Source organism: Streptomyces griseoviridis (assembly GCF_005222485.1).
GTDB lineage: Bacteria > Actinomycetota > Actinomycetes > Streptomycetales > Streptomycetaceae > Streptomyces > Streptomyces hintoniae.
In genome coordinates this window covers 5,161,955-5,178,978 of the sequence record NZ_CP029078.1, presented here as the reverse complement: position 1 = coordinate 5,178,978, position 17,024 = coordinate 5,161,955, and the positions used below count along the sequence as shown (strand labels likewise).

At 68.7% G+C, this 17,024-nt stretch carries 22 protein-coding genes; 3 read left to right on the top strand and 19 right to left on the bottom strand.

What is annotated here, in order from left to right:
* Positions 1-75: 75 nt before the first annotated feature.
* Positions 76-729, bottom strand: coding sequence for a hypothetical protein (locus tag DDJ31_RS22370; RefSeq protein ID WP_127178565.1), 654 nt, complete (start codon positions 727-729; stop codon positions 76-78).
* Positions 730-821: 92 nt separating this feature from the next.
* Between DDJ31_RS22370 and DDJ31_RS22365 the strand changes: the two genes are divergently transcribed.
* Positions 822-1,151, top strand: a complete 330-nt coding sequence (locus DDJ31_RS22365; protein WP_127178566.1) for a hypothetical protein — start codon at positions 822-824, stop codon at positions 1,149-1,151.
* A gap of 6 nt (positions 1,152-1,157) precedes the next feature.
* Here DDJ31_RS22365 and DDJ31_RS22360 read toward each other — a convergent pair whose 3' ends face one another.
* The 12 genes from DDJ31_RS22360 to DDJ31_RS22305 form a co-directional block, all read right to left on the bottom strand.
* Positions 1,158-1,859, bottom strand: coding sequence for a hypothetical protein (locus DDJ31_RS22360; RefSeq protein ID WP_127178567.1), 702 nt, complete (start codon positions 1,857-1,859; stop codon positions 1,158-1,160).
* A gap of 2 nt (positions 1,860-1,861) precedes the next feature.
* A complete protein-coding gene (locus DDJ31_RS22355; protein WP_127178568.1) occupies positions 1,862-2,332 on the bottom strand; it encodes a pilus assembly protein TadG-related protein in 471 nt (156 codons plus the stop codon).
* A complete protein-coding gene (locus tag DDJ31_RS22350; RefSeq protein WP_127178569.1) occupies positions 2,329-2,757 on the bottom strand; it encodes a TadE/TadG family type IV pilus assembly protein in 429 nt (142 codons plus the stop codon). The genes DDJ31_RS22355 and DDJ31_RS22350 overlap by 4 nt, the downstream gene beginning before the upstream one ends.
* Positions 2,757-3,212 carry a TadE family protein gene (locus DDJ31_RS22345; RefSeq protein ID WP_127178570.1) on the bottom strand — a complete coding sequence of 152 codons (456 nt, stop codon included), beginning with the start codon at positions 3,210-3,212 and terminating at the stop codon, positions 2,757-2,759. Before DDJ31_RS22345 ends, DDJ31_RS22350 begins: the two co-directional genes overlap by 1 nt.
* A gap of 29 nt (positions 3,213-3,241) precedes the next feature.
* A complete protein-coding gene (locus DDJ31_RS22340; RefSeq protein WP_127178571.1) occupies positions 3,242-3,493 on the bottom strand; it encodes a hypothetical protein in 252 nt (83 codons plus the stop codon).
* Between the two features lie 210 nt (positions 3,494-3,703).
* The gene (locus DDJ31_RS22335) at positions 3,704-4,627 is read right to left on the bottom strand and encodes a type II secretion system F family protein (RefSeq protein WP_164784912.1); all 924 of its coding nucleotides are present in this window, start codon (positions 4,625-4,627) and stop codon (positions 3,704-3,706) included.
* A complete protein-coding gene (locus DDJ31_RS22330; protein ID WP_127178572.1) occupies positions 4,624-5,598 on the bottom strand; it encodes a type II secretion system F family protein in 975 nt (324 codons plus the stop codon). Before DDJ31_RS22330 ends, DDJ31_RS22335 begins: the two co-directional genes overlap by 4 nt.
* Before the next feature lie 2 nt (positions 5,599-5,600).
* On the bottom strand, positions 5,601-6,908 hold the full coding sequence (locus tag DDJ31_RS22325; RefSeq protein ID WP_127178573.1) for a CpaF family protein: 1,308 nt from the start codon (positions 6,906-6,908) through the stop codon (positions 5,601-5,603).
* Complete coding sequence (locus tag DDJ31_RS22320) at positions 6,905-7,744, bottom strand: hypothetical protein (protein ID WP_127178574.1); 840 nt, start codon at positions 7,742-7,744, stop codon at positions 6,905-6,907. The genes DDJ31_RS22325 and DDJ31_RS22320 overlap by 4 nt, the downstream gene beginning before the upstream one ends.
* Positions 7,745-7,761: 17 nt before the next feature.
* The gene (locus DDJ31_RS22315; RefSeq protein WP_127178575.1) at positions 7,762-8,487 is read right to left on the bottom strand and encodes a hypothetical protein; all 726 of its coding nucleotides are present in this window, start codon (positions 8,485-8,487) and stop codon (positions 7,762-7,764) included.
* 714 nt (positions 8,488-9,201) lie between these two features.
* The gene (locus tag DDJ31_RS22310; RefSeq protein WP_127178576.1) at positions 9,202-10,185 is read right to left on the bottom strand and encodes a hypothetical protein; all 984 of its coding nucleotides are present in this window, start codon (positions 10,183-10,185) and stop codon (positions 9,202-9,204) included.
* 35 nt (positions 10,186-10,220) lie between these two features.
* Positions 10,221-10,886 carry a hypothetical protein gene (locus DDJ31_RS22305; RefSeq protein WP_127178577.1) on the bottom strand — a complete coding sequence of 222 codons (666 nt, stop codon included), beginning with the start codon at positions 10,884-10,886 and terminating at the stop codon, positions 10,221-10,223.
* A gap of 356 nt (positions 10,887-11,242) precedes the next feature.
* On the opposite strand from DDJ31_RS22305, the gene DDJ31_RS22300 reads away from it, so the two are divergent.
* Both DDJ31_RS22300 and DDJ31_RS22295 read left to right on the top strand, forming a co-directional pair.
* Positions 11,243-11,887: a hypothetical protein gene (locus DDJ31_RS22300; RefSeq protein WP_127178578.1), complete on the top strand. Its 645-nt coding sequence runs from the start codon at positions 11,243-11,245 to the stop codon at positions 11,885-11,887.
* Positions 11,875-12,915, top strand: a complete 1,041-nt coding sequence (locus DDJ31_RS22295; RefSeq protein WP_431027510.1) for a hypothetical protein — start codon at positions 11,875-11,877, stop codon at positions 12,913-12,915. The genes DDJ31_RS22300 and DDJ31_RS22295 overlap by 13 nt, the downstream gene beginning before the upstream one ends.
* Before the next feature lie 80 nt (positions 12,916-12,995).
* On the opposite strand, the gene DDJ31_RS39285 is transcribed toward DDJ31_RS22295, so the two are convergent.
* The 6 genes from DDJ31_RS39285 to DDJ31_RS22265 all read right to left on the bottom strand — a co-directional run bounded on the left by DDJ31_RS39285 (position 12,996) and on the right by DDJ31_RS22265 (position 16,861).
* Positions 12,996-13,316: a hypothetical protein gene (locus tag DDJ31_RS39285; RefSeq protein WP_253302957.1), complete on the bottom strand. Its 321-nt coding sequence runs from the start codon at positions 13,314-13,316 to the stop codon at positions 12,996-12,998.
* A 230-nt stretch (positions 13,317-13,546) separates the two neighbouring features.
* Positions 13,547-14,245: a hypothetical protein gene (locus tag DDJ31_RS22285; protein ID WP_127178580.1), complete on the bottom strand. Its 699-nt coding sequence runs from the start codon at positions 14,243-14,245 to the stop codon at positions 13,547-13,549.
* The gene (locus tag DDJ31_RS22280) at positions 14,242-14,814 is read right to left on the bottom strand and encodes a hypothetical protein (protein WP_127178581.1); all 573 of its coding nucleotides are present in this window, start codon (positions 14,812-14,814) and stop codon (positions 14,242-14,244) included. The genes DDJ31_RS22285 and DDJ31_RS22280 overlap by 4 nt, the downstream gene beginning before the upstream one ends.
* Positions 14,815-14,826: 12 nt before the next feature.
* Positions 14,827-16,113 carry a putative T7SS-secreted protein gene (locus DDJ31_RS22275; RefSeq protein ID WP_127178582.1) on the bottom strand — a complete coding sequence of 429 codons (1,287 nt, stop codon included), beginning with the start codon at positions 16,111-16,113 and terminating at the stop codon, positions 14,827-14,829.
* Between the two features lie 2 nt (positions 16,114-16,115).
* A complete protein-coding gene (locus tag DDJ31_RS22270; RefSeq protein ID WP_127178583.1) occupies positions 16,116-16,427 on the bottom strand; it encodes a hypothetical protein in 312 nt (103 codons plus the stop codon).
* Positions 16,428-16,555: 128 nt separating this feature from the next.
* Entirely contained in the window at positions 16,556-16,861 is a 306-nt protein-coding gene (locus DDJ31_RS22265; protein ID WP_240678114.1) for a WXG100 family type VII secretion target, read from the bottom strand.
* Between the last annotated feature and the right edge of the window lie 163 nt (positions 16,862-17,024).

Here is a 17,024-nt window from a genome sequence, read left to right as displayed (position 1 = left end):
TTACACGGCACACCCGTTCACCGTGAAGGTCGGTCCGCGGGCCTCGGCGGCAGCGGTCCCCTCACGCAGGGCAGCTCACCCGGGCCCCGTAAAGCGGAACGTCGACGTGATCGCGTCGAAGATGTCGAAGAACGAGTCGGCCAGGTCGAGTACCTGGCTGCTGCCGGCCACCAGCGCGACCTTGCCCTCCTGGCCCGGCACCGGGATGAACGTCTGCATCAGGACCGCGCGGACGGTTCGGTCGAGGGCGTCGTCAGGAATCGCGATGTCCTCGATGCCGAAGGTGCGGGCCGCGCCGCCGACGCCGGGGATGTCGACCGTCGTCACCTTGCGCCACGAGTCCCCTTCGTTCCGTGCCTCCTTGGGCGCGAGGCCGGAGGCGATCGCCGAGGGGTCGGTGGAGAGGGGAGCGCCCTCGCGGGTCCGGCCGCCGACCAGGGAGACCGTCACCGACCCGGTGATCGGCGTCGCACCGCCGAAGCTCTCCGCCATGCAACCGCAGTACAGGGCACCGGACTTCCAGGCGTCCGCGGCGGCCTTCCGGAGGAACGTGGTGTAGGTGTCGCGGTAGGGGGCCAGTTCCGGGTGCTGCCGGACCCGTTCCGTCACCATGCGGTGGATCGCGTCGTCCCTGGACTCCGGACGGACGTCGAACTCCCACCAGGACTCTGGGACGTTGATCCGGAAGCCTCCGCGCTCGATCGTGAGCGCCTCAATGTAGCGGGCCATGATGTCTCCGGTTCTCCCCGTTCCCTTGTCGCCCACGCGCATATCGTGGAGCTGTACGGTGCGATCAGCCTACGAGACCGGGGGACGCGGGCATGGGCAAGGGCAAGAGCGACCTGGCGCTGCCGCTCAGCGAGCTGGAGGAGTACGGCGGCAAGCTGCGCTCGCTCAAGAGCCGCCTCGACCACACCAAGAAACTCTTCGCCTCCTACCGGGACGACCTCGGCGACGGCAGCGTCTACGACGCCCTCGACGACTTCGAGTCGAACTGGGAGGACGGACGCGAGGACATCTCGCAGCAGCTCGACGCCCTCGCCGACATGTCCGACGCCGTCGTACGGGAGTTCAAGAAACTCGACGACGACCTCGACAAGAAGGCAAGGGACGCCGTCAAGCCCGAGGAGAGGGGGAAGCAGGGGCCGTGAGGAGCTCTAGGACTCCCTCAACACCCCCAGCGCGAAAGCCAGTCTGCGGTCCAGCCAGCCGACCCGCGGTGTGTACGTCGTGACGCCGTCCACGTGGCCCGCCGTCATCGCCGTCGGCTCCTCGTCGCCGTCCGCCAGCCAGGTGATCGCCTTGGCCGGGGCCGAGCGGGAATTGGTGTCCTCCGCGCCGAAACTGAGGACGCTGTCCACGACGCCCCCGACGACGCTGCCGGCGCCCCGCACCGCCGTCTCCTTACCCCGCGCCGCAATGTCCTTGGCGCTCCCTCGCGCCCAGTGGTAACGCGCGACGATGTCCGCGTGGCCGGGCTGCCTCAGCCACCAACTGTGCTGGACGGTGCGCTTGGCGGCGGGGGTGCGGTGGACCGTGCCCAGTTCCGTACCGTCCGCGTCCGTCACCCGGTAGCGCGCGCCGCCCTTCTCCGGCAGAAGGGAGCACAACAGAGTGTCCGGGCTCACCGCCGCGTACAACGCGTACGACGGGTGCTCCCCCGCCGTCGCCGCGACGAACGCCATCGGCGCGAAGTGCCGCACCCCGCCCAGCATCACCGGCACCCGGACCGCGGGCGGACCGGTCAGCTTGCCCCGGCGGAGGGTCGACACCCGCACCAGGGTCGTGACGGAGAACAGCCCGGGGCAGTCCCACTCCACCGGCTCGACGACCGGCTCTGTCCTGCCTCGTCCGAACATCCCTATCCCACCTCGTTCCGCGCCACCGCGTCCCCGTGCACCACCACGGCCCCCTTGTAGAACAGCCCCGTGAACACCGGCGCGTACGTGAGTTGGACCTCGACCTGGACCTCGTCGGCGTTCGCCGCCACGCAGTGGGTCGCCGCGATGTCCGCGCCGCTCAGGTCCATCGTGCGGGCGAAGGTCCGCACGCGGGCGTCGCAGTTCTGGAAGTTGATGGGGGCCGCGCCGCCCTGGTCCTCGTACAGGGCGTCCAGGTCTATGTCCTGGGCCGCGTACCGCGCCGCCTGTTCCGCGATGTCGGCGGCGCGTTCGCGCTTGGAGATCGACATGCCGCCGTCGATGACGAACGCGGAGAGGGAGAGGAACACGAGCGCGAAGATGATGACGGCGCCCGCTCCCGAGCCGCGGTCGTCCAGGCGGGCGCGGCGGTCCGCGAGGAGGGCGCGGGTGCGGTGCCGGAGGTCTCTCACGCGGTCCTCCGGAACGGGTCTAGGGGCGAACTGAAGCTCGCCTTGAGGGTGGTGGGGATGTCCAGGCCCAGCATCGCGAGGCCGCGCACCTGGCAGCTCACCTCGACGGTGAAGATGGTGCCGGGGACGAAGCCCTGGCTGGTCTGGACGACGTTCACCGGGCCCGAGCAGACGTCGGTGAGGTCGGCCTCGGCCGCTCGGGCGGCCTCCGACATCGCCGTCGCGTGGTCCTTCTGGATGGAGCCGGCCCGTGCCGCGTCGCGGGCGGCGCCGTCGAGGGCGCCGCGGCCGTCGACCAACTGGCCGAACGCCACCAGGACCAGGATGAACATGATCATCACCGGTGCCAGGATGACCACTTCGACGGTGGACAGGCCCCGGTCGTCGGGTGCCGGGCGCTCGGCCGGCGCGGTGTGGAGGTTCATCAGCCGGCGGCTCCGTCGTCCCGCACGAATCTCTCCACCGGTCCCTCCGACTGGGCGTGAACCGTCAGGTCGAGCCCGGGGAAGACGGTCGGGATGCGCGCCGTGATCTCCACCCCCACGGTGTCCGCGTCCGGCTGACGCATCGTCACGTTCGGGGACAGGATCAGCTGGGGTCCCAACTGCCTGATGTAGCTGTCCACCACGTCCCGCGCCTCGCCCCGCCAGCCGCCCGGCTGGTCGTGCGCCGTGGCGCGGGCCTTGCGGGCGCCCGCCTGGGCCGCCGCCTGCGCGACGTGATCGGCGAAGAAGTACAGCGCGAACTGCACCGTCGCGAAGATCATGAAGAACAGCACCGGCGTGAGCAGCACGAACTCGATCGCGGTCATGCCGGATTCACCGCGGGCGGAGGCGGCCTCCACCCGGCGGCGTGTCCAGCGACGTACGCGCACCGACATCCCCGTAGACCCTTGTCCCGTCGGCGCGTTCAGCAGGTCTTGCTGGCGCTCGCGCCCTTGATGCAGTCGCCGACCTTGTTCGCGCCGTCGCTGAGCGCGGTGTTGATGATCGCGGCCACCACGCCGACGATCGCCACGACGACCGCCGAGATGATGACCCACTCCACCGCGGAGGCACCGCGGTCGAGTTCACCGGAACGGACACGCTGAAGACGGCCCTGGAAGAAGGTGACGAGGAAGTCGACGGCGGGGACACCGGTGGGGAAGTTCCGCGCGTTCATGGTGGGTTGTCCTCTCAGAAGCAGTTCGCCGGTTCGGAGGTGGCGGTGTGCCGGTTCGGTTGCCGTTCGCTGCGTTCGGTGGAGCCGGTGGTCTCGGCGGTTCGGGATGGGCGGTGGTGGTTCGTCGCGCGGCACCGGGTCGCGGCCGGGCGCCGGTCGGAAGCGGTGTGCCGGACGGCTGGTTCCTCGCCGCCGGGGCCGCGGCTCACGTCAGGACACCTGGAACACCCTCATCGCCGCCGGGAAGATCAGGAACACCAGGAAGCCCGCGCAGAGCAGGAGTTGCGCGACGAGCATCGACTGCGACTTCTCGCCCGCGCTGCCCTCGATCTCGGCGAGTTCGCGGTGCCGCATGGTCTCGGCGCGGGCGGCGAGCGACTCCCGGACCTTGGCGCCGTCGTCGGCGACCAGGGCGAGCGACGCGGAGAGGTCCTTCAGCTCCTCCACCCCGATCTCCTCGCCGAGTTGGCCGAGCGCCTGCCACTGGCTGGTGCCGGTGATGCGGGCGTCGGCCAGGGCGTTGCGGATGCGCTGGGTGGCCCAGCCGTCCGAGACCTCGGCCGCCGCCATCAGCGCCTCCGGCAGACCCCGGCCGCCGGCCAGGCTCATGGAGACCAGGTCCAGGTAGGCGCCGATCACCCGGCGCAGGTCACGGCGCTTGTCGGCCGCGTCCCGCCGGACCTCGAGGTCGGGCAGGAAGAAGAAGAGGGCCGCGCAGGCCAGCGCCAGCCAGACCGGGATGACCGGCCCGCTGGCGAGGCTCATCGTCCACACGACGGCGAACAGGAACGGGCCGAAGACCAGCCCGGCCACCCCCAGCAGCACCTTGGTCGCGAGGAAGTTCTCCCAACTGCGGTCCAGGACCGCGAGGTCGGCCCGCAGCGAGCGCTGCTCCCACCCCTGCTGGAGGTAGAACTCGGAGACCCGCAGGCCCACTTCGGCCCGCAGCGACCCGACCCGCCCCTGCTCGGCGGCCTTGCGCGCCGACTCGTAGGCGGCGCCGCGGGCGCGCATCGCGTCGATCCTGGCGACCTGCGAGACGGCGCTGCGCTTCGACGGGACGAGGGCGCGGACGAGGACGTACACGCCGAGGCCCAGGATCGCGCCGACGAGGACGGGCATCGTCAGGCTCATCGTCGTACCCCCTCTTCCTGGTGCGGGCTCTGGCCCGACGCGGCGCGCGGCCGGACCAGTTGGACGGCGGAGTCGTCGCGGACCAGGAAGCGTTCGGGGGTCTCGATGGTGGAGAGCTTGCGCAGCCACCAGAAGCCGAGGGCGAACAGGCCGCAGACGCAGGCCAGGACGAGCTGTCCGGTGGGGGTGCCGTACGGCTCGACGAAGTCGCGGTTGAAGACGGACAGGCCGAGCACGAACGCGATCGACACGGCGACGACGATCTGCACCGAGCGCCGGGTGGAGGACCGTTGGGCCATCACCCGCTGACGCATGTCCACTTCCTCGCGCGCGGACTTGGCGAGCGCGCCGAGCACCTGGCGCAGACCGGGGCCGCGCAGCCGGGCGTTGAGGATGAGCGCGGCGACGATGATGTCGGCGGACGCGTCGTCGATCTCGTCGGCGAGATGCTGGAGCGCCTCGGGCAGCGGGGTGCGCGACCTCAACCGGTCGACGAGCGCGTCGAGATGGGGCCGCAGGACGGGTGCGGCGGCCCGCGCGGAGGCGGGGATGGCCTGTTCGAGGCCGACCGCGCCGGCGATGGTGTCGCGCAGCGACTCCGTCCAGGAGGCGAGGGCCTCGACGCGGCGCATGGCGGCGCGTTCCTCGCCCGCGCCGCCGAACAGGCGGTCCCAGAAGAAGACGAGGACACCGGCCGCGATCCCGGCGACCGCCCAACGGGTCAGCAGCAGCACGACGATGCCGACGATGGCGGCGATCGACCCGCGCTGTCCGGCGAACCGGACGAGTTCGGCGGCCCGTTCGGCGGCCTTCTGCTTCTCGTGGGCGGGCTTGGCGGGCAGGCCGCGTATCGCGATCATGAGCAGCGCGAGGCCGCCGCCGACGGCGACCCCGCAGCCGATCGAGTACAGGACGGTCGTCGAGAAGAGTCCGCCGAAGGAGCCGGGCGAGCCGGCTGCGACAGGCATCATGTTCACCCCCACGTTCCCGTGGGCCGGTAGCCCTGCGCGATCAGGTCGTCCAGGCAGGACAGCGGCGCGTGCGGGACGATCCGGCCGTCGTGCGCCTCGGCGAAGACCTCGCTCGACAGCACCCGGCCGTCGACGCCGTTGACCTCGCGCACGGAGGTCACCGCGCGCTGGAGCCGGCCGCCGCTCTGGAAGTTGTTGCGCCGCTGGACGAAGACGACGAAGTTCACGGCGCCCGCGATCAGCATCTGGCTGGCCTCGATGGGCAGCCGTTCGGTGGCCTGCAACGCGTAGGTGGAGATGCGGTTGAAGACCTCGCTCGAGCTGTTGGCGTGGATCGTGGAGAGCGAGCCGTCGTTGCCCTGCGACATGGCGTTGAGCATCGTCACGATCTCGTCGCCGAGCACCTCACCGACGATGACCCGGGAGGGGTTCATCCGCAGGGAACGGCGGACCAGTTCGGCCATCGAAATGGTGCCCTGGCCCTCGGAGTTGGGCAGCCGCTCCTCGAACGCCACGACGTTCGGGTGGAGTTCGGGGAAGGTGTCGAGGCCCAGTTCCAGGGCGCGTTCCACGGTGATGAGGCGCTCGTGCGGCGGGATCTCGTTGGCGAGGGCCCGAAGCAGCGTCGTCTTGCCTGCGTTGGTGGCGCCCGCGATCATGATGTTCTTGCGGGCGCGGACCGCGCAGGCCAGGAAGTGCGCGACCTCGGGGCTGAGGGTGCCGTTGCCGACGAGGTCGGAGATGAAGACCTTGCCCATCCGGGCGCGGCGGATGGAGAGCGCGGGGCGACGGGCCACGTCCATCACGGCCGAGAGCCGGGAGCCGTCCGGCAGGCGCAGGTCGAGCTGCGGGTTGGCGGTGTCGAAGGGGCGCGAGGACAGACCCGAGTAGGCGCCGAGCACCTGGATCAGCTCGATCAGTTCCTCGTCGGTCTCGGCGACCGGATCGCCCTTCTCCTCACGCCCGTCGGCGTACCCGACGAAGACCTGGTCGCAGCCGTTGATGTCGATGTTCTCGACGTCCGGGTTGTCGAGCAGCGGCTGGAGCCGGCCGACGCCGAACAGGGCGGCGTGCACGGCAGCCGCGTACTGCTCCTCCGTCTCGGCGTCCAGCGGGGTGCGGCCCGCGTTGATCTCCGCGCGGGCGTGGCCCTCCAGGATCTGCGCGATCACCGCGCGGGCGTACTGCCGTTCGTCCTCGTTGGACATCGGCGTGACGCCGCCGGCCTGGTCGAGCCTGCGCTGCTCGGAGATGCGGTCACCGGCGTCCTGCCGGAACCTCTTGACCAGTTGGTGGTCGACCGCCGTCATCGGCCGGCCCCCGCGTGCGGCGGCGGGGTGGGCACGGACCAGGCGGCGCCGTACTGCTGGTAGAGGTCCGCGGTGACCTTGCGGGCGGTGCGGATGAGGAGCGACTTGTCGAGGCGGCCGCGCTTGCGTCCGGCCAACTGGTCCGCTCCCGCCGGGTCGTCGGCGATGGTGCCGACCACCCGGGCCCCGGTCTGGGCGTGCACGAGCATGTCGTTGACCTGCCCGGAGATCTTGCCGGCCTCGCCGGTGTCGGTGACCAGGACGACCCCGATCAACGGCAGGCCGAGGCTGCCCGCGCCGCGCGGACCGCCGTGCAGTTTGGTGGACAGGACGGCGGCGCGGTCCCTGACCCGGGCGATGGCCTCGGGCTCGGTGCGGGAGATCAGCAGCACCAGGGCCGCGTGCGGGAAGAGTTCGAGGGCGGGGGTGTCGCCGCTGATCCGGCCGCAGTCGGCGATGACGTCGGCGGGCGCGTTCGGGGAGTCGGCGAGCGAGGCGAAGGCGCGCCCGAGGGTCGGCCAGAGACCGGCGAGCCCGGCGGCCTGCTCGGCGCCTCCGAGCCCGACGAGCACTTCGAGGCCGCCGCTCAACGGCTGCACGTGGTCCCAGAGTTGGTCGGGGACCAGGCCGCGGCGCGCGGTGGCGGCGATGGACAGCATGCCGGTGTTGGGGTTCAGGGGTCCGCCGTGCGCGGCGGCGCTGCGGTAGACGAGGTCGCCGCCGGCCGGGTCGGTCTCGGCCAGCAGGACACGCCGCGGCCAGACCGCCGCGAGGGCGACGGCCGCCGTGGTGACGCCGGGGGAACCCTTGTCGGCGGCGAGGGCGATGAGGGCCATGAGTGCGGTGCCGCCTTCTAGTTGCCGGAGACGCGGACGAGGGCCACGTCGCCGTCGGAGGCGGCCTGGGCGAGCGCCGCGGCCTGGTCGGCGTCGACGATCAGCGTGATCGGGAAGTTGGTGCTCCCGACCAGTTCGTCGCCCTTCTCCGTCCTGACCCAGTCGACCTTGGCCCGGTCCACCAGGAGGGTGTTGGCGCTGCCGGTGCTCGAACCGCCGGACGTACTGCTGGAGTTGGACCCTGTCCCGCCCTTGGGGACCCGGTAGGCGGCGACGGAGTCCCCCTTCTCCAGGCCGTTCGGGTACTGACCGGCCTTGAGGGACAGCCCGACCGTGGCCTTGCCCTCGGCGACGCCGGCGCTCTCACCGAACATCTGGCCGACCGGGATGACACCGGCGGGGATCGGGTTGAGCGCCTTCAGCTTCTTCAGCGCGCCGAGTTGCGCCCACGGCACGTAGGCGACGCCGCTGTCGTCGGCGACCAGCACGGAGGTGGTGTTGGCGTCGGTGACCGAGCCGCCCGCGGGGATCGCCTTCGTCACCTTGACGACCTCGACGCGGTCGCCGGCCTGGAGCACCAGCGTCGTCGCACCGAGCGCGCCGACGAGGATGAGGAGGACCGCGAGAGCGGCGAGCGCGGGTTTGCGCTCGCGCGGCGGCGTGGGAAGTCGGTCACCGACCGACGGTTGAGCCGGAGCGCCGGTACGTCCCGCGCCCGCCCCCGTACGCTCTTGGATCTTCACGCAACCGCTCCCCGTAAGCCCAAGCTGGTGTGTCACCAGTACTCAGTCAGCACCGCGTTCAGTGCTGTGTTTCCATGCCAGTTCAGTTCAGTGTGGTGCTGTGCCGGTGGCCGTTGGCACGGCCGTGCTCGCAGATTCCCTTGCGAATCAGGACACTTCACCCGGGGCCGCCCTGGAGCAGACGTCCCGGATGAGCCGGACGTACCGCCCGACCCGGGCAATTAGCCACCGCAGGGGTGAGTGTCAAGCCATCGCACCGTATCAGCCACGCATAAGCCCCTCAAGGTGCGTCCGGACACCCGCCACGCGGAGAGCGAGCCGTTATTCATCTGCAACTCGGCGCACGGAAGCGCAGGTTGCGGCGGGATTGGACCACCCCGCCCGACTGTGCGGAAGCGAATCCGGCCCACCGCGCCTGCGTTCGCGCCCGCGCGCCACTCCTCACGCTGCGTTCATGAAGGCTGCACGATTCGCTCACCAGGGGACGACCGGCCGCCGCCCGGGGCCGGACTGTCACCCGAGGCGACGAACGGGGGACGCGGGCTGACGTCACCCGGGGGCCGGGCTTGCCGCCCGCCGACCGCCGACCGCCGACCGCCGACCGCCGAACCACTGTCCGCCGGCATACCGGTCGTCAATCGACCGGTCGTCCGCCTACCGATCGTCTGGCTACCGTTTGACGGCCTACCGGTTGACGGCCTACCGATCGTCTGCCTACCGGTTGACGGCCTGGATCTCCTTGACGGCGACGTCCTGCTCGACCGTGGACAGCCCGTCCGGCAGCGCCGGTGCGCGGGCCGGCCCGTCGGGGTCGGCGGAGTCGGTCCAGGTGACCTTCCAGGTGATCGACGCCTTGAACGGGTAGGTGCCGCTGCCGGACGAGCGGCGGTACGTGACGTTGCAGTCGGCGCCCGCGCTGTCGACGGTGTACCCGCCGTCGCCCTTGACCAGGTCGTAGGTGCACGACTGCGGATCGGCGTCGTCGGTACCGGCGTCGACCCGGAGGGCCACCGGGGTCGCGACCGTCGTCGCGGCCATCTGGACGCCCTTGTAGTCGATGTCGGCGGTCGTCCAGACCCGGTCGAAGTCACCGTCCAGCTTCACCCGCGTCCCGAGATTCACGACGAGCCGCTGGGCACCGGGACTGAGGACGACGGGCGGGGTGGGCAACTTGGTCGCGTTGTAGGCAAGTTCGGAGAGGATCTCGGGGGTGAGTTTGTGGGGGTCGGGGCGGGGGTCGGCGGGTGGGACCCATATCTCCCAGTTGTCGGTGGTGACGGGGCAGTCGGCGGAGAAGTCGTCGTCACGGAACTTCACCTGCCACCACAGGCCCTTGTCGTCCTTGTGGAAGCCCTCGTCGGCCCGCTTCTTGGCGTAACTCGCCGCCGGCTCCTGGGCGCCCGCGTAGGCGGACTTGATGAACTCCTCGTACTCCTCGGAGGTGTACATGGGTTCGTACCAGCAGACCGGCGGCTTCCAGTTCACGTTGGTGGAGGTGGCGTTGGAGGTGGGCCTGCCGGAGCCGACGGCGCTCTGGCTGATGCGGATGTGGGCGCCGATACCGCCCTTGGCGGAGTCGCCGCCGGATTGGGGGTCGGGTGTGCCCGACCCGGCCTCGCCCGATCCGCCGTCCACCGTGCCGTCCCCGGCGAACGCCGAGTGGGCGGAACCCAGCGCCACGAGAAGCCCGATCGCCACGATCACCCTCGCGACCGGACGCGCGGCCGCCCCTGCTAGCCCTGCACGCACGAGGCGTCCCCCTTCTTCCAGCTCTGCCGAGTCACCTGCCAGTCCCCTGCGGCGTCCTTCTGCGCCTGGAGCGTGTAAAGGATGAAGTCCTGGTCGCTCGGTTCGGTGCGCAGGACCTTCCCGCTCTTGATCTCCTTGCCGTACGCCTTGCTCTGGTCCTCGCAGTAACGGGCCGCCGCAGTCCTGCCGCCGGCGGTGTCGGTGACCTGGAAGCCGTAGAAGCGATAGGCGCCGGTGACAGTGCGCCCGCTTTTCTTGATCGTCGCGACCCGGCCGACCCAGTACGTGCGGGCCTCCACGGCGAAGTAGCGGTTGATGTTGGCCGTCTGCCCGACACCCTGAGCGAACGCCTCGACACGGGCCTGCGCCGAATACGCCACGTCCCGCAACACCGCGTCCTTGACCGCGTCCCCCGTCGGCTTCAGGTCGGACGTGACGGTGATGTCCGACGGGAGGTCGAACACCGGCGCGTCCTTGCCCCCGGACGCGGACGCCGACGGCGACGCGGAGGCCGACGTCCCGCCGCCGCCCGCCCCTTCGATCTTGTCGTTGTCCCCACCGTTGCCCGAGTCGCTGCTGCAACCGGTCACGGAGAGGACCAGGGAGGCGAGAAGACCGGCCGCAGCGGCCCTCCGTCGCGTGGTCGCCATGAGTTTCGTTCCCCCAGAGATAGACGATCGGCCTGCGACGGGATAATCCCATGGGGGGTGCGGGGCGATCCATGGCGCGGTGGCGGGACGTTGCGCTCCAGTTGGCGTAGGTCCGCCTCCCGTCCACGGTGTCGGCGAACGTCCACGAGTCGCATTCCCCCTGGTGGGGCCGCCGGGAGAGGCGGCCGGAGCCCGGTCCGGGGACGTGTCAATGTGGACCGCCGAGCGGCAGTTCCGGCGAAGTAGCGATTGGCCGCGATCGTTGGCGTCCACGGAGCCATTCGCTCTGGCGAAACATGGAACTCACCCGATAGCGTCGGTGCCCTGCCTGACGTCATGTCTTACGGGGAGCAACTGTGACGCGCCGCACCGTGCCTGTCGCCGTCGTCATCGCCGCCGCCTCAGCCCTCGCGCTGACGGCCTGCGGCGGCAACGACGACGCAAAGGCCAATGACAAGATCGCCGGAGCCGACGTCGCCGAGACGTCCGCCGCACCGAGCGACGAGACCAGCACCACCGAGCGACCGCAGATCACCCTGCCGGGTGACCTCACCGATACCTTCGAGAGCTGGAAGACGGGCGACTCCGCCAAGGACGCGGTGCTCCAGGACGTGGCGCGGCGGATCGACGCCACCAACTACGCCATCACCCAGGGCGACGCCGAGCACTCCGCGCTCGACTTCTACTACGGCGATGCCGCGTTGGCCGAGGCGAAGGACTGGGTCCAGTCCGTCGTCAAAGCCGGCTACAGCATCACCGGTGCGAACCGTTACTACAACGCGAAGATCGACGTCTTCGACTCGAAGTCGGCCGGTGTCGTCTACTGCGAGGACCAGGGCAAGGCCTATGCGAAGGACCGCAAGTCCGGGAAGATCCACCGGACCGCTGTCACCGCCAAGTCCTACGTCCTCTACAGCTCGCGCGTCGAGAAGAGCGCGCAGGGCATCTGGAAGACCACGAAGCTGACGTCGCAGAGGGGCAACAAGTCGTGCACTCCGTGAGCCCCCGTGCGCGACTCACGACCGCGTGTGTGCTCGGGGCGGCCCTCGCGCTGACTCCCGGCACCGCCCTCGCCGACTGGCCGCCGAGCGAAGGGACCCAGGGCGACACCAAGCAGTCCGGCGGCACCAGCGGCGGCACCTTGATGTCCAAGGTGACCTACAGCGGTTCCGTGCGGCCCACGGGCAGCGGTACGGCCGTGCGGCCGGTGACCGACTGGACCCCGCCCGCGTGCTGGTACGAGCCTCGCTCCGTCGCCGAGTTCGGGAAGTACGTCGAGACGACGTACGAGGAGACCCTCAACACCCCCGGCCAGGCCAACTACGCGAAGGCAGCCGTCGGACAGTTCCGGGACATCTACAAGGACGGCAAGTACAAGGACTACAACAAGGAGAACGCGGACGAGGGGAACTGGTGGGTCGCCGTCCAGAATCCCGACCGCACGGACGACCCGGCCAGCATGCAGTGCGGCGAACTCCCCTTCTGGGTGGCGAACAACGACGACCCCGGCGTTCCCCAAGCGGTCACACCCGAGATCCTCGCGCAGGCCGCCTACAACGCCATCCAGCTTCCCGGTACGAAGGTCTCGCTCGCGCCGGACACGGCCACCAAGGTCAACCTCCCCACCTGGGCCTGGTTGGACAAGGCCACGTTCAAGGACGTGTCCGTGACGGCGTCCCTGGCCGTCGCCGGTCTCAACATCCAGGCCACCACCACCGCGAGGCCCGTCTCCCTGAAGCTGGAGCCCGGAACGGGCGACGCCCGGACCCACCCGGCCTCGGGCATCTGCACGCTCAGCGGGGACAAGTCCGTGGGCGAGCCCTACGCCAAGGGCAAGGCCGACAGGACTCCGCCCTGCGGCCTCACCTATCTGCGCTCCTCAGGTACGGGCTCCTACCGGCTCACGGCGACCATCACCTGGCAGATCGACTGGACCGGGACCGGGGGCACGGGCGGCGACCTGCCGGACGGCACCTTCGGCACGACGCAGGAGATCACCGTCCAGGAGATCCAGGCGGTCAACCGCTGACAGTCCCACGCCGTGCGACGGCGGGCGCGGGAGCCCTGTAGCGGCGCCTGCCGCGCGGGCCGGCGGGCGCGGTCCCGGCCTCAGACCCAGCGCAGCGAGTGGGCCATGGCGTCGCACAACTCCCCCATCGGGCTGCGCACTCCGCTCACCGGGAGGGAGAAGGCCAGGTGCAGGTAGCCCACGGCACCTGGCATCCGCACGTGGTAGTCCACGGTCGCGTCCGTGCGGACGCGGACCGTGGCACCCGCGGGCAACGTGACGACGTCCACCTCCGCCGCGTCCCCCACTCGCCGGCGGAGCACCTGCCCGAACTCCGCCGCCTGGGGGGCGAGGCCCTTGGGCGTGAGGGCCAACGCGACCAGCAGAGAGGCCGGCGCCGCGGACTCTGAGGACTCCGACATCTCCGTCCTCAGAAAGAATTCCAACGCGCCTTCGCCGAGGCCGACTTCGACGGTGTTCCGCAAGCTCGTCCAGATCTCCCTGGCCACCTCTGCCGGGAGACCGCTGTTCTGCGACTCCTTGTCGACGAAGGTCTTCAACTGCCGACGCCAGCGATCGTGCGTGAGATCGACCCGGAACCAGTCACGGGGAACAAGGAGCCGGTAGTCCGAAGGCGGACTCTCAGCCGAGATCACCCACCCACCTCGGATGTGATCAGACGCGAGCCGTCGGCGTGATAGAGGCGAATGCTGCTGACGGTGTTGCCGAACATGGTGGAGAAGATGTCCCAGCCGACCATCGTGGGAGTCGCCATCTCCATGAGGAGAGTCGTCCCGTTCGGGAGCGGGAGGAAGATTCGAATATATCCGACAGGAAACGTGACGCTTTCCTCGGAGCCAGTCAGGTCACCGGCGACTGCTTCACTCCGAGTGCCGATGCAGGAGACCGCGGAGCCGCACGGGAGGTCGATCTGCGATACTTCACCTGCTTCGGCGCGTGAGAGATTTGACGCAATATCTCGTACGGCATTCTGCGTTCCATTGGCTTCCGGGCTGTCCACCAGAAACACCGACAACGTGGCTGTGCACGGGACATCATCAACTACGGTGATGCAGACTGCGGCGTACTCCACGCCCAGGCCGGTCAGTTCTTCGACGCTTATGGCGCAAAGGACCCCGAACGCCGTCTTGTCGTCATAGTCGGCCCCCGGGAGAACCTTATCCGTCAGATCCTCCAGTAGCTGCACCGCCTCACCATCGTCCCGAAAGCGGACGGGGAGGTCATGAAAATTTTCCGGGACCACCCATCGGACCTGAATGTCGTCGGCGTTCAGAACAGCTGGAGCCGCATGAGAGGGAACGAATTCTGTAAAATCTGGCGAGATCGTCATGCAATCTTTCCCTCATCAGGAATTGACAGCTCAGGAGCGTCCGGGAAGAACTTCCTGGAGGATAGGTACATTCCGTAGTAAGGGTACGCTGCAGGAATGTCAGCACCACCTCGCCGAGCAATCCTGGCAATCTTGTGATACCTGCGCACCCGGATACGCATATTCCGCGTCGCCGGATCGAGCAGACTGGACCGACGCCACATGTACAACCCCACCAGTACACCAACGACGATCAAGGTGTCAACGACGATGAAAGCAGCCTGGAATGCAGTGGACTTCTGCGAGGCGACTAGGTCCCAGAACGGCCAGGCTCCCGCGCCGAAGACGAAGAGCGGGATGCTTCCCAGGCACCCCATGAGCCGTCCCGTCGCGTTGTCCTCCCAACGGTGGAACAGCAGCCGATGGACAGCCTCGTCGTCCAGGAAGTCGAAACGCAGCTCCCGCCCGTACCTCTCCGCTGCTCCTCTTGCCGCCGGGACGCCGATAATTACTGACGCGGAGATCATGTCATGGACTCCGCCGTCGTCCCCCATGAACTTCCCGAATTCCAGACCTTTTTGGTCACTCACGGTTTCACTCCTTTATCCGGTGGGCGCCAGAGCGGCACGGAACGAAGCTGATGAGGGGCTCGGTCGCGGCGTCGGTGACGGAGTACCGGATTCGGCGGGTGCCTTCGGTTTCAAGTTCGGAGTCGGGGTGGGCCGAGCATCTCCGGCAGGTGGCGAGACCTGGTGCGAGGAATTGTCGGCCTCCGGCATTCTATCCATCAGCCGATTCACCGACTTAACAGTCAAGTTCGCCAAGCCGAAACCTTTGATGTACCTTGTCACGAGTTCGGGGTTGAATCCGTCCGCGGGAAGGAACTTTATCTGCCGCTTGGCAAGCATTTTGGATGCCAATCTGGTGGCATCGTTGATCCTCTTCACGGCGAACCCGTTGGTGAACATGGTCCAGACACCGCGCTGCGCGGCGAGTACGCGCCCACCCTTGGCGACTGCGGTAATTCCTCGAAGAGCACCGAAGCCTGGGATTACGCCCAGAACATCCAGTCCGATCTTGAGAGCGTCGAACTTTCCGCCGCGCGCAAAGACGTCGTAGAGCCGCCCGGCCAAAGCCGTCGCGCTGAAAGCTGCCGCGATACCGACGATGACCGCTGCCGCGATACCACCCGTAAGGATGATCGCGGCCGCTAGTGCCACCACCGCGAGGACGGTCGCAACGGCGGAGAACCAGTCCGCATGATCCGCGATCCAGTTCATGATTCCGCCGGGGTCATGAACCCCGTCGTGGTGGATCACGTTCTTGATCTTTTTGGCCGCGCGGCGTGCGGCGTCGTCGCGGATGTGCTTGGCGGCCATGATCTTCTGCTCCGCCTTGAGCATCAGATCCGCCGCATCGTCACGCTTCTTCGTCTGCTTACTGTGCTTGACCGCTTCGTCGCCGGTCAGCACGTTCCCCTCAAGAGGGTCGAGCACCTTGCCCGCGGCCTTGTAGTCGGTCTCCGCCTCCCGGTACTCCTTCAGGCCCTTGTCCGCCAGTCGCTGCGCTCGACGCAGCTCGCTGGCGTACTCGGCCGACTCGCCGTCGCCCTCGACAACCTTGGTGCCGATCGCCGTCGCGGCCTCGTCGTACCGGTCGTATGCCTTCTGCAACCGGCCCGCGGTGTCCCCCGCGATCTCGTGGAAGGCGCGTCCCGCGTCGCTGTCCCAGCCGTCGACCGATGCCAACGCCCGGATGTTCCGGGCCTGTTTGTCGATCTCGTCCGCCATGCCCCGCAGCTTCTTGCCGAGCTGTGCCACCTCGTACGGATCCCCGGGCACCGGGTCGGAGTCGTACAACGGCGACCAGTCCTTGGGACGCGCTGTCACGGTCACTTCTCCTTCTTGCCGCTGCTCTTGGCGCCCCTCAGCGCCTGCGCGAGATCGTGGTCGATCTTCTCGTAGGACTTCGCGGCCTCGGCCGTGTACTTGGCCAGGTTCTCGATGTCCTTCATGAGTTTCTTGCGGTTCTTCTTCCAGGTGTCGGAGAAGTCGTCGAAGACGTCCCGCAGTTTGTCGCTGCCCAGATCCTCGCGGTATCCGTCGGACGGGTCCCCGTGGTCCTTGAACTCACGGTGCATGCGGTAGAGCGAGTTCGAGCATTCCTTGATCAGATCGAGGTCGTATCGAGTTCTGTCCGCCACGGACTCAGACTCCCTGCCTAGAGGTTGCGCGTACGGGCTCGGTCCAGGACGGCAAGCCCCTCCGAAGCACGGGTGCGGCGGGGCGTGACGCCCCGCCGCACCCGGTCACGGTCGTGCGCGTGACGGGATCAGCTCTTGGCCGAGCTCGCCAGCTGCTCGTCCAGCTGCTCGTACGCTTCCTTGGCCTTCTTCAGGAAGTCCGAGAGTCCGTGCAGACCCTGGATGGTCTTGGTCGCGCCCTTGGTGAAGTCCTTCATGGAGTCGTCGTACGCCCCGGAGGCCTTCTGGGTGCTGAAGCCGTTCTCGACGAGGGCCGAGACCCGCTTCTCCACGCCCTTGATCTTGTCTTCCAGCTCGTGCATGTCCTTGATCAGGTCGCCGGCGACCTTCTCCATCTCGGCATAAGTAAGGTCTGCGTCTTTACCCTTGGCCATGACGGCTTCCTCCCGTTGGTGTCGCCTCAGGGCCTACCCCCGTGGCACTGTGCGCGCGGACTCCGCAACCGTGGGTGGGACGTCCGCACGAGCAAAGATCTTACGGGTGCAAGTGGTGCGACCACAGGGGCCTTCGGCCGGGGATTGCAAGGGAATCGTGAAC

Bases quoted from the DNA above. Each gene is read 5' to 3' on its own strand.
- DDJ31_RS22350 (WP_127178569.1), bottom strand. From the start codon at position 2,757: ATGAACCTCCACACCGCGCCGGCCGAGCGCCCGGCACCCGACGACCGG.
- DDJ31_RS22335 (WP_164784912.1), bottom strand. From the start codon at position 4,627: ATGAGCCTGACGATGCCCGTCCTCGTCGGCGCGATCCTGGGCCTCGGC.
- DDJ31_RS22370 (WP_127178565.1), bottom strand. From the start codon at position 729: ATGGCCCGCTACATTGAGGCGCTCACGATCGAGCGCGGAGGCTTCCGG.
- DDJ31_RS22285 (WP_127178580.1), bottom strand. From the start codon at position 14,245: ATGACGATCTCGCCAGATTTTACAGAATTCGTTCCCTCTCATGCGGCT.
- DDJ31_RS22325 (WP_127178573.1), bottom strand. From the start codon at position 6,908: ATGACGGCGGTCGACCACCAACTGGTCAAGAGGTTCCGGCAGGACGCC.
- DDJ31_RS22360 (WP_127178567.1), bottom strand. From the start codon at position 1,859: ATGTTCGGACGAGGCAGGACAGAGCCGGTCGTCGAGCCGGTGGAGTGG.
- DDJ31_RS39285 (WP_253302957.1), bottom strand. From the start codon at position 13,316: ATGTCGGAGTCCTCAGAGTCCGCGGCGCCGGCCTCTCTGCTGGTCGCG.
- DDJ31_RS22330 (WP_127178572.1), bottom strand. From the start codon at position 5,598: ATGATGCCTGTCGCAGCCGGCTCGCCCGGCTCCTTCGGCGGACTCTTC.
- DDJ31_RS22265 (WP_240678114.1), bottom strand. From the start codon at position 16,861: ATGGCCAAGGGTAAAGACGCAGACCTTACTTATGCCGAGATGGAGAAG.
- DDJ31_RS22345 (WP_127178570.1), bottom strand. From the start codon at position 3,212: ATGTCGGTGCGCGTACGTCGCTGGACACGCCGCCGGGTGGAGGCCGCC.
- DDJ31_RS22365 (WP_127178566.1), top strand. From the start codon at position 822: ATGGGCAAGGGCAAGAGCGACCTGGCGCTGCCGCTCAGCGAGCTGGAG.
- DDJ31_RS22320 (WP_127178574.1), bottom strand. From the start codon at position 7,744: ATGGCCCTCATCGCCCTCGCCGCCGACAAGGGTTCCCCCGGCGTCACC.
- DDJ31_RS22305 (WP_127178577.1), bottom strand. From the start codon at position 10,886: ATGGCGACCACGCGACGGAGGGCCGCTGCGGCCGGTCTTCTCGCCTCC.
- DDJ31_RS22340 (WP_127178571.1), bottom strand. From the start codon at position 3,493: ATGAACGCGCGGAACTTCCCCACCGGTGTCCCCGCCGTCGACTTCCTC.